Origin of the sequence: Marinifaba aquimaris, assembly GCF_013328345.1 — a bacterium.
GTDB lineage: Bacteria > Pseudomonadota > Gammaproteobacteria > Enterobacterales > Alteromonadaceae > Marinifaba > Marinifaba aquimaris.
Genome location: NZ_JABULX010000002.1, coordinates 172340 through 186354, shown reverse-complemented (window position 1 = coordinate 186354; position 14015 = coordinate 172340). Strand labels below are relative to the sequence as shown.

14 protein-coding genes are annotated in these 14015 nt (G+C 41.1%); 11 read left to right on the top strand and 3 right to left on the bottom strand.

Annotated features, from left to right (window positions below; translation table 11 throughout):
- Window positions 1-2199, bottom strand: coding sequence for a DUF6359 domain-containing protein (locus tag HR060_RS02265; protein WP_174198641.1), 2199 nt, complete (start codon window positions 2197-2199; stop codon window positions 1-3).
- Between the two features lie 309 nt (window positions 2200-2508).
- Here HR060_RS02265 and HR060_RS02260 point away from each other — a divergent pair, with 309 nt between their 5' ends.
- The 4 genes from HR060_RS02260 to HR060_RS02245 all read left to right on the top strand — a co-directional run bounded on the left by HR060_RS02260 (window position 2509) and on the right by HR060_RS02245 (window position 5705).
- A complete protein-coding gene (locus HR060_RS02260; protein ID WP_246283051.1) occupies window positions 2509-4767 on the top strand; it encodes a bifunctional 2',3'-cyclic-nucleotide 2'-phosphodiesterase/3'-nucleotidase in 2259 nt (752 codons plus the stop codon).
- 166 nt (window positions 4768-4933) lie between these two features.
- On the top strand, window positions 4934-5194 hold the full coding sequence (locus tag HR060_RS02255) for a type B 50S ribosomal protein L31 (protein WP_174198640.1): 261 nt from the start codon (window positions 4934-4936) through the stop codon (window positions 5192-5194).
- Window positions 5194-5343, top strand: coding sequence for a type B 50S ribosomal protein L36 (gene ykgO, locus HR060_RS02250; RefSeq protein WP_174198639.1), 150 nt, complete (start codon window positions 5194-5196; stop codon window positions 5341-5343). Before HR060_RS02255 ends, ykgO begins: the two co-directional genes overlap by 1 nt.
- Before the next feature lie 29 nt (window positions 5344-5372).
- Window positions 5373-5705: a hypothetical protein gene (locus tag HR060_RS02245; RefSeq protein WP_174198638.1), complete on the top strand. Its 333-nt coding sequence runs from the start codon at window positions 5373-5375 to the stop codon at window positions 5703-5705.
- Here the strand turns inward: HR060_RS02245 and HR060_RS02240 are convergent.
- Window positions 5680-6657 (bottom strand): class 1 fructose-bisphosphatase, encoded by a 978-nt coding sequence (locus tag HR060_RS02240; protein WP_174198637.1) that lies wholly within the window; start codon window positions 6655-6657, stop codon window positions 5680-5682. The two genes, HR060_RS02245 and HR060_RS02240, sit on opposite strands and share 26 nt — an antisense overlap.
- A 26-nt stretch (window positions 6658-6683) precedes the next feature.
- On the bottom strand, window positions 6684-7724 hold the full coding sequence (locus tag HR060_RS02235) for a polysaccharide deacetylase family protein (protein ID WP_174198636.1): 1041 nt from the start codon (window positions 7722-7724) through the stop codon (window positions 6684-6686).
- Window positions 7725-7822: 98 nt separating this feature from the next.
- On the opposite strand from HR060_RS02235, the gene mpl reads away from it, so the two are divergent.
- The 7 genes from mpl to HR060_RS02200 all read left to right on the top strand — a co-directional run bounded on the left by mpl (window position 7823) and on the right by HR060_RS02200 (window position 13991).
- Complete coding sequence (gene mpl / locus HR060_RS02230) at window positions 7823-9211, top strand: UDP-N-acetylmuramate:L-alanyl-gamma-D-glutamyl-meso-diaminopimelate ligase (protein WP_174198635.1); 1389 nt, start codon at window positions 7823-7825, stop codon at window positions 9209-9211.
- A 64-nt stretch (window positions 9212-9275) separates the two neighbouring features.
- Entirely contained in the window at window positions 9276-9887 is a 612-nt protein-coding gene (locus tag HR060_RS02225) for a UbiX family flavin prenyltransferase (RefSeq protein ID WP_174198634.1), read from the top strand.
- Between the two features lie 106 nt (window positions 9888-9993).
- Window positions 9994-10656 (top strand): hypothetical protein, encoded by a 663-nt coding sequence (locus tag HR060_RS02220; protein WP_174198633.1) that lies wholly within the window; start codon window positions 9994-9996, stop codon window positions 10654-10656.
- A 23-nt stretch (window positions 10657-10679) separates the two neighbouring features.
- A complete protein-coding gene (locus HR060_RS02215; protein WP_174198632.1) occupies window positions 10680-11594 on the top strand; it encodes an SPOR domain-containing protein in 915 nt (304 codons plus the stop codon).
- Window positions 11595-11895: 301 nt separating this feature from the next.
- Window positions 11896-12528 carry a hypothetical protein gene (locus HR060_RS02210; protein WP_174198631.1) on the top strand — a complete coding sequence of 211 codons (633 nt, stop codon included), beginning with the start codon at window positions 11896-11898 and terminating at the stop codon, window positions 12526-12528.
- Window positions 12529-12546: 18 nt separating this feature from the next.
- Window positions 12547-13044, top strand: a complete 498-nt coding sequence (locus tag HR060_RS02205; RefSeq protein WP_174198630.1) for a DUF4402 domain-containing protein — start codon at window positions 12547-12549, stop codon at window positions 13042-13044.
- A gap of 116 nt (window positions 13045-13160) precedes the next feature.
- Window positions 13161-13991, top strand: a complete 831-nt coding sequence (locus HR060_RS02200) for a fimbrial biogenesis chaperone (RefSeq protein WP_174198629.1) — start codon at window positions 13161-13163, stop codon at window positions 13989-13991.
- The last annotated feature ends 24 nt before the right edge of the window (window positions 13992-14015 follow it).

The following is a 14015-nucleotide window of genomic DNA, read 5'->3' as shown; positions in this document are numbered from 1 at the left end:
TTAATTCGCCAATTGAATACTACTGATGTATTCAACACTTGGCGCTGACATGTATCTATCTCTTCTACCTTCTACAATAATTGTTTGATTCAAAATACTCGGGTTTCGCTCTGGGCTAAACTGGTTGCGATATTCTGATGGCAGCTTGATATTAATATCTTGATTACCTTCACTTAAAACCAAGGCATATTGACCGTTTAAAGCCGAAGTAATTTGGCCAATGACTTTGACATCTGTGCCCTCACTAAGTGCTAATGCGTCACTTACCGAAATAGCATCTGTTGGATTGTTCGGCTCTCCACCTGAGTTATCGCCACCGCCTGTGCTATCTAGTAACGTCAGTTCAGAGACATATTCGATACTCGGTGCAGACATGTAGTTGTCGCGACGGCCTTTGACAAGCAGTTTTTTGCCGATTAAATCAGGATTAAGACTAGGGCTAAATGTAGCTCTTTGAGTCGATTCAAGTTTAACGTTAATCGTTGTACCTGAGGCATTTTCATCGGCTAATAAAAGTGCGTAGATACCGTTCAATTCACTTTGAATAATACCGACTACTTCCACTTCTGTACCAACGGGCTCGGCCAGCGCTTGGCTAACGGATAAATAAGCTGAGACAAGTTCAATGGATGAGACGTATTCGATACTCGGCCCAGACATATAAGTGTCTCTACGGCCTGTTACGCGAATCTTTTGCCCGATAAGTTGAGGGTTTAAGTTTGGACTGAACTGAGCTCTTTGCGATGACTCTAATTTTACATTGATGGTAATGCTGTTATTACTACTGTCAGCGAGTAACAGTGCGTAAATGCCATTGAGCTCTGCTTTAATGACACCTTCTACGACAACATCTGTACCATTAGCTGTGTTCAGAGCTTGGGCGACCGTTAGGCTATCACTCGGTTCGCCACCGTTGTCGCCACCACCGTTGTCTCCGCCGCCTGAGCAACCATTTAATGGGCAAGGCGCGCCAAAACTACCATTGGCAAATGATGATGGATCCCAAGGTAAATAGCCATTTGATGGTTGGCGCCAAGGTTGGCCATTATTCGGGTCTGTTTTTTCTTCATCGGCTAATGGAATCGGCGTCATAAAGCCAGCTGGGTGAGCTGCCGTATTAAAACCTACATAGTCTTCAGTGTTGGCTAACCAATTAATGATATTGATTGATAATACGGATGCATGACCCGGATCTGTCCAACCTGGATAGGTCTTTTTCGTCGAACCACTGTCTTGGCGGCGATATTTAGGGGTGGCATCTTCGATAGGTGATGAATCACCAATAAAAGCGGCTTTACCTAAACTTGGTTTTGAAATCGCCACATAAGGGCCTTCATCTTGACCACCAAAGTAAATGCCAGAATCTTTGGCGTAGTTCCATTTTGTTGCATTATCCGTTGGTGCTATATACACCAAACCTTTTGCTAAATTAGGGTCAGTAATGGCTAAAGTTGCACCACCAGCCATTAAAATGGGCGCCACACCTTGGGTTAAACCTTCTGTTAAGCTAGGTGCAATGACATCACTGACGCCTGCTTTTAAATCGATGGCGTTGAAGCGAAAACGAATACCAAAGTTTTCTGCTAACCAGCCAGCATTAGCCGACTTGGGGTTGCGCAAATCACCGTATAAATTGTGTAGGTTGTATTTCGCTAAATCTGAACGGTTATAGCCATTGAATACTTCGGTCGAATCCCATGTGTTGAGATTGCGATCAGCATCGTAGTGATCGGCGATAAAGAAAATACCTTTACCCGCATCAACGTATTGCTTGAGTGCCGCGTACTCAGCAATTGTAAAAGGGCGATTTGTCTCTGCTAAAACAAATACATCAGAAGCAGCAATCGCGTCATAAGTAATAATTGCTTCATTGATATCGGCATTAGCTGGCGTGTTGTAGTCATCAATCCACTCTATCTTGCCATTGCCATTTAAATCAACACCGCGGTATTCAACCACGGTATAGCCTTCAGCAACTAAGGCATCGGCAAAATCTGAAAATGCACCATCGATAACCCAGTCGGCGTTACCTTCAGTGCCGCCGTGAGACACGTCAAAGTAGACCGTTTTGCCATTACCACCCGATACTGGGGCTTTGACGATAGGGTCTTTATTCCATTCGTATTGATTAGCGTAAAGACAGCTAGTAAAGAAGACGCTCAGTACGAGCGTAATTAGGTACTTCCAATTTAAATTCATCACATTTCTCCTGTTTTTTAATGTGGCTAGAAAATCTTCATAGCGAGATTAAATTAGGAAGCAGATATGACAGTTGTACGTATAAATTATGAACAAAAAATAGGGTTGTTAACTGATTGTTGTTCACTGACCACTTAATTTAAATGACTAACGTTTTTCAAAAATAACGTCATATAACTGCTACATAAACTTCATTTTGAAATGTGAACCTTGCTGTTATCTATCTGGTTGGACCTGCTGAAATATTCAAAGCAAACAACTAGTTAGTGAAAACTAATAATAATTAACACGACACAAGGAACACCAGTTATGTATAAGTCTTTCCTCAAGCCAAGCCTTATCGCAATAGCGGTAGCGAGTTTATTAACAGGTTGTGATGGCGATGATAACGACAGTGAAGTACGCGCGCTACAAAGTGATGTAAAAGCGCTGCAAAGTCAGTTAGAGCAAAACAATACTGAGCAAGCTTCATTGACCGCTCAAATTAGCGAATTAAAAACTGCCTTAGACAATGCTGACAATTTAGATACCAATAGCAAGCAAGCGGTCGATGCAAAAATCACTGAATTAGAAAACATGGTCAATAACGCAGAGCAGAAGCTTGACGCTTTAGCATTGAGTGATGCGTTAGATGATTTAGCAACGATTTTAGACGCTGAGCACTTTGCATCTTTGCGTTTAATGGAAACAACGGATGTACACGCTTACATTACTGATGTGAATTATTACTCAGGTAACGAGCAAACGCGTTTTGGTTTTACCCGAACCGCGTCATTAATTCACCAAGCAAGAGCTGAAGTGGCTAACTCTATTTTGGTCGACAATGGCGATCTTATTCAAGGTAACCCGATGGGCGATTGGATGAGAGCAAAAGGTATTGAAGCTGGCGAAGTACACCCTATGTATTTAGCGATGAACGAGCTGGGCTACGACGTAGGTACTTATGGCAACCATGAATATAACTATGGTTTAGCATTTTTAGAAGAGTCGGTAAACGATGCTAATTTCCCCTATATCAATGCGAATGTTTATGTCGATGATGGTGATAACGACAGCAGTAACGACCAGCTTTACTACAACCCATATATTATTCTAGATAAGACGATTACCGGCCACAACGGTGAATCGCTAGATATTAAAATTGGCTTAATTGGTTTTGTTACACCGCAAATTATGATTTGGGATAAGCAACACCTCGCTGGCAAAATCATCGTAAAAGATATCAAAGCATCCGCTGAAAAATATATCCCTATGATGAAAGCAGAAGGCGCAGACATCATTGTTGCCGTTCCACATTCAGGTTTAGACACCTCGCCATATGATGTTGAAGCGAAAGCGGAACAGTCATCCTACTACGTCTCACAAGTGGCAGATGTTGATGCCATTTTATTTGGTCACCAACATGCCGTTTTCCCATCTGCGGCGTTTGCCAACTTGCCAAATGTTGATATTGAGCAAGGTACGATCAATGGCGTACCGTCAGTAATGGCGGGTTACTGGGGCAGTCATTTAGGCATTATTGATTTAGAACTCGCTTATGATACGGATAACGATAGTTGGACTGTGTTTAATCACCATGTCTCTGTGCCGAGTGTTAACTCAGAAGAGGTAATGGCCGATGAGCAAGTGACCGCATTATTAACGGATGCTGATCAGGCAACACGCGATTACATGAATCAGCCTATTGGCTCGGCGTCTGATGATATGTTTAGCTTTTTAGCGTTGGTACAAGACGATCCGTCGGTGCAAATTGTCAGTGATGCACAAAAACAATATGTTGAGTCACTAATTGAAAATGATCCTGAGCTTAAAGACATTCCAGTATTATCAGCAGCAGCGCCTTTTAAAGCTTGCTCACGTGGTCAAAACTGCAGTAATGAAAGTGATTTTGTTACAGTAGAGAAGGGTGAGTTAGCACTTAAAGATGCGGCTGATTTATACCTTTACCCCAATATTTTACAGGTGCTTAAAGTTAGCGGTGAGCAGTTAAAACAGTGGCTTGAGTGCTCGGCGGGTATGTTTAATCAAGTTGATCCGAATTCGAGCGAACAACAAGAGCTGGTTAGTATTCAATTTCCTACTTACAACTTTGATGTGATTGACGGTGTTGAATATCAAATTGATGTGACATCTGCTGCGCGTTATGAAAATGGCTGTAAATTAGTTGATGAATCGGCTGAGCGCATCAAGAACTTAACTTATCAAGGTCAGGCTGTTACTGATGATATGACTTTCTTAATTGCCTCGAATAACTATCGCGCTGGTGGCGGTGGTAATTTCCCAGGTACAGGTGGCGACCATGTTGTTATTAAAGCCCCAGATGCTAACCGCGATGTATTAGCCAATTATATTCGTCAGTTATCAACTACCAATGGCACAGTTAATCCAACGGCAGATAATAATTGGTCATTTGCTCAAATTGATACTGAGGCTGAACTAAACGTGGTCTTTCGAGTGCCAGATACTGAGCGTGTCGCTAATTTTGTAGCTGAAAAGCAACAAAAACCCATGGTGAAAACAGCGACTGATGAGCGCGGTGCCATTTATAAAATTGATTTAACTCAGTAATTAATACACTTCTTTACCGATTAAAAAGCCTCAATAATGTTGAGGCTTTTTTGTTTCTGTGACAAAAAGATTAAAATCGTATTGCGATTGATAGTAATTCTTATTTGCAATAAATGATAAATGTTATAATATAACTTTTATCAAATTGAGCAATTTAGGAATATTTATGAAACAAGGTATCCACCCTGAATACAGAGACGTGGCTTTTCACGATACGTCAGTCGACCAATTCATTATTGTTGGTTCGACACTTAAAACGGATAAGACCATTGAGGTTGAAGGTAAAACTTACCCATATGTACCACTTGATATCTCATCTCATTCTCACCCTTTCTACACAGGTAAACAGAAAGTGGCAAAACAAGATGGTCAGGTTGCTAAATTCAACAAGCGTTTCGCACGCACTAAATTAAAGGCTGCGGTCTAATGCAAGTACTCAGTTCATTAAAGAGCGCAAAATCGCGCCACCCAGACTGCCAAATTGTAAAAAGACGCGGTCGTTTATATGTGATTTGTAAGTCTAACCCTCGCTTTAAAGCGGTTCAGGGTAAGAAAAAAAAGAAAGGTAATCGTTAATATCCAAGGGCTTATCAAGCCCTTTTTTATTGTTAACGGCTTTACTTTTTTGCAAAGGTAGTAAAGATAAATTAATTGGTTTGAGAGTCAGCTATCAAATTAATGATGATTTAAACATCATGACTAACCTCAAGGTCGCTGGTCGTGATGATTTTGAACTAAATGTTGCCCAGCTTTATACCAATTATGTCGCTTCCTCGCACTTATCTGTGCAACTTGGTCGAGTGAGTATTTCTATTGCTCGTTACGCCGATATCAGTGATATAGGCTACACCCACAACAAGCTGAAGCTGAACCTCAACTTATTGCGGGTAATAATATCAGTTCGATTAATCGCTACTGATTATCGGCGAGGTAGCTAAGACAGGTTTCAACTTCATCTTGGCTGCCTAATATAACCGCAACGCGTTGGTGTAGGTCAGTCGGCTCAATATCTAAAATTGCGGTTTGCTCGGTATAAGCTTTACCCCCCGCGTGTTCAATAAGCATCGCCATGGGGTTGGCTTCGTAAAGTAACCTGAGTTTGGCCCGTTTTTCTTTATCGCGATTATCGCTTGGGTAAGCAAATAAGCCGCCTTGCTCAAGGGTTCGATGAACATCTGCAACCATAGCGGCGTTCCAGCGCATATTAAAGCGCTTACCTCTTTTACCCGTTTCTCCTGCCAATAAGTCATCGACATAAGCTTTAAAGCCGGCTTGCCAAAATCTTTGATTGGCCATATTGATGGCAAACATTTGAGTGCTTGAAGGTACTGCAAATTCAGCTGTGGTGAGTAGATAACCGCCATGTGTTCTATCAAGTGTATAGCCACGTGTTGGGCCACCTGTTGTCATGACTAACTTAGTAGATGCGCCATATAACACATAACCGGCACATACTTGCTTTCGACCTCCTTGTAAAAACTGTTTCGGGTCGCTATCACTGACATCTCCTCTGGCCTGATAAATAGTGAAGATAGTGCCTATTGCCCCGTTAATATCAATATTGCTCGAGCCGTCTAGTGGGTCAAAGGCAACCACAAAGGGAGCGTTGGGTGTGGCAGCAATACTGTTGGGCTCTTCTTCTGATGCTATTGCACGGACAAACTCACACTCTAGCAGCATATCTTTGAGCAATTGGTTGGTCACTACATCGAGCTTTTTTTGGGTTTCCCCTTGGATGTTTTCATCTAATGTAGAACCTAAAATACCTGCGAGTTCTGCTTGGCTGACGCGAAAAGAGATCTCTTTGGTAGCGGCTAAAATGGTGCGAATGAGCGCGATAAGCTCAATACCTACGCCATCGTGGCGTAGGGTAGGGGTAAGTCTTTGCATTACAAAACCTGACTAATTAACGCAATTTAAAATTTGACGGTGATCTCACCATCAAGTGGATTTGCGTTAAACATAGCTTGTTTTTCGGTATTTGCAGTCGGGGCTAAGGCTTTTTGATTTTGTACAATTTGGCTGACTTTTCCGTACACAATAAAAGTCACATCGGATGCCACTTTTTTGCAGGCGGGACTATCGTCAAAGCTCAATTTAACGCTATGCTGATCGATGGCCGTTTGCGTCATCGCACATTCTCTGCGCGTGGCACGATACTTAATGACTTCTGATACTGGTGCGACCCAAAGCTCATTATCTTGCACTTTTGCTTGGATGTGGTCCAAGTGATCTAAGTAAATGGCTAGCGGGATACTATTCCACGACGTATCTTCTACACCGTGCGCTGTGCGATAGGCCCAGCCACCTGAGCGTGCGGCCATATCTGCATGCATATTTAAGATGTCTTTACCTTCTTTTTTCTTTTCGTAAATCGACCATTGTCCGGTTACAGTGTAAAGGTCATAACGGACCGCGAAATCATTTTTGTCTTCGTCGAAGTTGACACCGGTATTGTTGACGTAGTTTATCGCGCGAGTACCGACATAGCCCGGCATATTCTGCAGGTAATTGACGGCGTCATCACTGCCTTGGTCCATGGTGAAAGCGTAAAAAGTCGGTTGGTAATTTAATTTCTGGCTGATAACTTGGTGTGGGTGTTTAATTTGCTCGTCATTCGACCAGTTATCATCATTTGGTGTGACGTGAGTCCAAGCGTGATTGTAAATTTCATGGCCATCGTTGATGGCTTGTTTGAGCACGTCCCAGTGTTCATCTTTGCAATCACTGGCAATGACACCAAAAGCGGCTTTTAAACCGCGTTTTTTTAACTCGGGTAAAGCATATTTGATAAGGCCAAATGTATTATCGACACAAAAATCATCATGGTTGATGCTGTAAGCGCCGTAGGCATCGTTTTGCCAAAACGCCATTTCGACTTTGGGCAGGCTAGCTGCCAATGAAGAGGTGGATAAAGTCATTAATGCGAGGGCGGGTAAAAGTTCCTTTTTTTTCATCTAACTCAACTCTTATCTTATTGTTATTGTTTTCGCTTTAGCTTAGCCTACTTACTCTGAACAATTAAATCGTTATTTTCAACAAGGCTTTCTTTTCTATGCATATTCATATCTTAGGTATCTGCGGTACTTTTATGGGTGGCTTGGCAGTAATTGCTAAGCAATTGGGTTACAAAGTGACTGGCTCAGATGCCAATGTTTACCCGCCTATGAGTACTCAATTAGAAGAGCTTGGGATTGAATTAATGCAGGGGTATCACGCTGAACACTTAAACCCAGAGCCCGATTTAGTTATTGTTGGCAATGCGTTATCACGCGGTAATGAAGCCGTTGAAACTGTGCTTAATCGCAATATTCCTTACGTATCTGGTCCACAGTGGTTATTAGAGCACGTACTAAAAGACAAGTGGGTTTTAGCTGCGTCAGGCACGCATGGTAAAACGACAACTTCGAGCATGCTAGCTTGGTTGTTAGAAGATAACGGTTTACAGCCTGGTTTTTTAATCGGTGGCATTGCCAAAAACTTTGGTATTTCGGCACGCCTTGGTGATTCAATTTTCTTTGTTATCGAAGCGGATGAATATGACTCCGCATTTTTTGATAAGCGCAGTAAGTTTGTGCATTACCGTCCGCGCACGTTAATTATGAACAACCTTGAGTTTGATCACGCTGATATTTTTACCGATTTAGCGGCGATTCAAAAACAGTTTCATCACCTGATTCGCATGGTGCCGGGCAATGGTCTGGTATTGTCGCCACAACATGACCAGGCATTAAATCAAGTATTGGACATGGGGTGTTGGTCTGAACAACAAACCACAGCAAATGCCATGGCCGAGCACCCATTAGGTAAAATCGCCGACTGGCAGTTCAAGCCGCAGAGCGATGATTTTTCAGCTTTCGATATTATTTATCAGGAGCAATACCAAGGCACGGTAACTTGGTCGTTAATGGGCGAGCACAATGCCAATAATGCGTTAATGGCCATTGCTGCGGCACATCACGTTGGTGTGCGCATCGCCGATGCTATTGATTCGCTATCGCGCTTTGAAAATGTAAAACGCAGAATGGAATTAAAGGGCGAAGTCAATGGCGTAAAAGTGATTGATGACTTTGCTCACCACCCAACAGCCATTGCGACAACGCTAGCGGGTTTAAAAAATAATATGAACCAAGCGGCAAACTCTGGCCGTATATTAGCAGTGTTAGAACCGCGCTCAGCCACCATGAAACTGGGTGTGCACAAAGCCGATATCGCTAATTCGTTAATCGATGCCGATGCCGTATTCTTGTTTCAACCGCCTAATATTGATTGGCCAGTATCTGATATCAGTGATGAATGTAAACAAGATGCATATAGCTTTGAGCAGCTCGATGAACTGATTACTCAGGTGACACAATACGCTAAAGCAAATGATGTGATCTTGGTTATGAGTAATGGTGGTTTTGGCGGCATTCATCAAAAGTTACTGGATGCACTGAGTTAAGCTTGGTGCACCGAGTCGTCTTTGATTTATAATCATATAAAGTCAGTTGTTGGAATAAAAAAACGTGTTTGACAATCAAATCACCGTCGCTGTGACTGGTGCCTCTGGGGCACCTTACACTTTAACCTTATTAGAAGCATTGGTTAAAGCCAATTACCAAATTCACTTATTGTTCTCAAGCGCAGCCAAGGTGGTTTTTGCCACTGAAACTGATTTAAAAATTCCCAGTAAACCAGAGCAAACTGCAGCTTATTTTACCGAGCGATATCAAGCTCAGCCTGAGCAAATTAAGTGTTATGGCAAAGATGAATGGTTTTCTCCCGTTGCTTCTGGCTCGGCGGCACCGAAAAAAATGGTAGTGTGCCCATGCAGTACAGGTACCCTGTCAGCAATTGCTGTGGGGGCGAGCGATAATCTAATTGAGCGTGCTGCTGATGTCGTGATAAAAGAGCGCGGTCAATTAATTTTGCTGCCTCGAGAAACGCCTTTTTCGACCATACATTTAGAAAATATGCACAAGCTTTCGCAGATGGGGGTGACAATCATGCCCGCAGCGCCTGGCTTTTATCACCAACCGCAATCGATACAAGACTTGGTCAACTTTATGGTGGCACGCGTACTGGATCACCTTGGTGTTGAACAAACATTAATGGGGCGTTGGGGCTATTCTATTTAGTCGATTGTTGATGTAATTATTGATCTTGATTGATAAAAAAAACATCCTGGCATCATAGTTGCTTTTGTCCTCTTAGTTTGTATTTATGATTAAGAGCGACAAAAAAATGACTCGTTTTTCATGGCTTTTCTTTTCCGTAGTGAGTTTAACAGGTTTACTGACGGCCTGTGTTAATTCACCAGGTTACCTTTTTTCTAACGATACTGTCGTTGCTGTGGAGAGTGATAACACGGTACAAGAAGAAGTTGAGATGGTTGCCATCACTCCTTCAGAAGACGAAGTGGCTGCACAAATTCTCTATGAAACTTGTCAGGTCAGTATCAACGCTCAAGTGGTGGAAGAAGAGTCTGACGCAAAACCGCTTAGCCAATCTAAATACAGCGTGATTAGCCAAGATATTAATGGTTTATTAAATAAACTATTTTGCCAATCAGAAAATAAAACCTTGCCTACACATGCTGTTTATATCGAACCTATCATGCCTCATGATGAAGATAATGTGTCAGTTGGTTTTATCAATCACTTACATAAAACGATTAGTCACCATAGCAGTAGTATGGGGTTACGCGTTATGATGAAACCTATTTCAGCAGAACAATCGCTATTTTTACGTGGCTCGATCACCCGTAAGCATAGTGAGCTGTTACTACATCTATTTTTATTAAGCCAAGATAAACAAAGTGTCATCGCCAGCGGTATCGCGTTATTACCTTATAGTAAAACGGCTAAGCCAGTTATTAAACCTAGTGGTATGAGCCTAACTCGATAAGAAGCTTGAAAAGGAATTGGGCTATGAAAGTATTTTCAGTTAATTATTCGTTGTTCATTTTTGTCACTGCTTTACTCAGTGCTTGCTCAAGCACGCCTGAAGTAGAAACTAAACAACGTCAGCCTTTAACTGATGATGAAATGCGCGCTTATATTGAAGAGTGGCGAAAAGCTAAACCTGATATCGATAAATTAGTGGCTTTACAGGCTGACTTAAGAGTATTGATCAATGAACTTGGTAGTGCGGAGCAATTAACTGACAGTCCGATAGTCGAAGTTTCGGCTATTGAGCCAGAAGCGGATATTGTTGAGTTAGGTGCAGCCGAGCTTAATCAGCGACAATACACAATCAAGGATAATGTCAAAACGGCCCCTGTTACCGATTCAAAAAAAATAGTTCAGACAGCTCATCTAGGCGATACTGTCAAAGTTAAAGATAATGTCAGTTTATTGCCTCAGCCTACACAGGCAATTAAAAAGACTAAAATCGGCTTTAAAGACAATGAACCCTTAACAACAGGCTCTACAGCTAATCACGCCGAAAAAGCTCCTATTAGAGACAATGTAGCGATTGCCCCAATGGTTGTTATGAATACTCAAGCTAAAGCTGTTGATGAAAAGGTGCAGCAAATTGCTGCTTCAGGGCAAAACCAGACTGAAATAGCAGAACAGAGTAATCAAAAGCAAGAATATAGCTTACATTTAGCGACTTTAAGTACTAAAGGCCAAGCAAAGCAAGCTTGGTTTAATTATCAAAATCGTTTCTCATCGATTGTTACAGGTAAAGCAGCTAAAATTAAAGCAACGCTAAAGGATAATGTAAGGCTAAATCGTCTCAAAGTTGGACCTTTCACTCAAGCTGAAGCTAAGTCAGCATGTAATAAAATAAAATCTCGTCAATATTGTGCCGTAGTGCTATTTGACGGTGATAATCTATAAAGATTAATTAATCTTAATGTGATCAAATCTAGTTACATTTGAAAATTTAATTTCACACTCTCGACTACCAATTATCAGTCTTTTATACCAAAACTCATCTAACAATTTCCTTTATGTAACTTTAGTTGTTAATTTAAGCAAGTTTATTAAAGTTGATCGTAAAGGGGACGATAACCTAGATGAATCGGATCAGCTTTAGAAACTTTTTCTAGTTGGTCTTTGATTTTCTTTAATTAATGGACGTTTGTTTTAAATTTATGGAAAGCAAACGGATGGAAGTTAATATTTCGGAGATTTAAACATGAAAAAGACTCTAATCGCGACAAGTATTGCAGCTGCTTCTTTAGTATCAATTCAAGCTTCTGCTGCTTACCAGCCATACACTGCAACAATTACTGTTCAAAATGCAATTTCTGTTACGAACTCTCAACAACTTGATTTTGGCACGTTATTCGCAACTCCTGATCCTGCACAATCAGCAACAGCGCAACAAGCAACAGTAGTTTTAGCAGCTGATGGTTCTGGTTATGGTACACCTACTTTAGGTACAGGTACTCAACTTGTTGCTGTTGGTGGCGGTACTCCAGCCGTTTTTGACGCAACGGGCTTACCTAATTATCAAACAGTTACTGTTAATGTGAGTTCAGATGGTACTGCTGGTAATATTGGTGCGGGTGTTCAGTTATCAACGGGTGCGCCTAACTCTCACGTATTTGAAGTAGGCACTTGGACATTAGATGTTATTACGGGTACCGCGGGTACTGCTTTTGCTGCAGGTACAGGTACAGTGCAAACTGATGGTTCTGGTAATTTAAGTTTTGCAATTGGTGCTACAATAGCGACAACGGCTGATACATCTGCGGTACCAGCTGCAACTACCTACACCGATGGTGCTACATATACTGGTCAGTATTTCTTAGAGGTTTCTTACTAAGCTTATCTAGTAAGTCCGATGTTTGGTCAACAGTTCAAACAATGTATAACCAAAGAAAGTTTGTTAACTTTCTTTGGTTTTGTTTTTTATACATCTTTTTCTTTTGCTGAAAGCCGTGTTTTAGTTGAACCGCTTAACTTTGGCCGGATTGTTATTGCAGATAATAGCGCAGTAAGTGAGATCACCATCACTCAATCTGGATATATTACTAATACGAATAAAATTTTTATTCTAGAACCTGGGAACCCAGGAGAAATCCACTTTTACGATTACCCGCATTACTACCAATTAGATGTGAGCGTAAATATTGTCACACCTTATACTTACCAATCAGGAATGGTCACAACAACAGAGCAATTTGAATTAGTTAATATTGATACTGCGAATAGAATTTCAGTTGACGGTACTGGCTTTGCTCGTTTGTTAATCGGTGGCACATTACGCAGTACTGGAAATAGCCTCCCTTATCAAAGCATCGCTTATCAAGCCATATATGAGATAGATGTAAGTTATTAATTTACTTCTATACTTACGTTCACAATATTTATATTTTTGGTTTGCTTTTTGCATTGTATTTTTTATAACAGCTTAAACTGAAATAGAAGAATAACTTAAATTATTGGGGAGCAAGAATGAAACTGGAACTTAAAAACATATTCTTTTTATTCTCACTGGTACTATTTTCATCATGGAGTCATGCCAACCTGCTTTTTACTCCTAATCGTGTGGCAATAGATGATAGGGAACGTTATGCCACTTTGAGTATGATAAATAACTCAGATAAAACCATGTCTTATGAGATAGCTATAGAGGATAAGCTTGCTAAGCCTGCTGGTGGCTATGCTGTAGTTGAAAACTATCAGTACAGCGCTAAAAAAATTCTTCGGGTATCGCCTAGACGAGTTGTTTTAGCGCCTAATGGCAAGCAAACAGTCAAAATTTTGGCTAGGCGCCCTAAAGATTTAGCTGAAGGCGAATATCGAAGTCACCTAAAACTCACCCCTATCATTGAAGATGAAAAAGTAGCCAGTGAGAAAGGACAAACAACATCGGTTGCTGTTAGGTTAAGCTTTTCTTTACCTGTGATAGTTAAAAAGGGAAAAACCAAGGTTAATTTGGATTTAAACGATGTGAAAATCCATCCGACTAAAGGACAAGCGCACGGTGCCACTATAGTTTTAGGTGTGCTTCGTGAAGGTAATTTTGGTTCAACAGGTAATGTGATTGCTAATTTTACACCGAATGGTTCAACTGCCGAAAAAGTGATCGCTCAAAGGCATGGTTATAATATTTTTAGAGAAGTCGATAATGCCCAAATCTATCTCAACTGGCCAGAGTACCAAGCTGATTCTGGCGTGCTAGAGATACAATATCAAGGCCAGAAAGAATTCAAAGACCAGTTACTTTTTGCAAAAAAGTATAATGTTGTCGATGGCAAAATTAGTGCGCCTTTACCGTATTAAGTTTCTCTGAAAATAAGATACCGA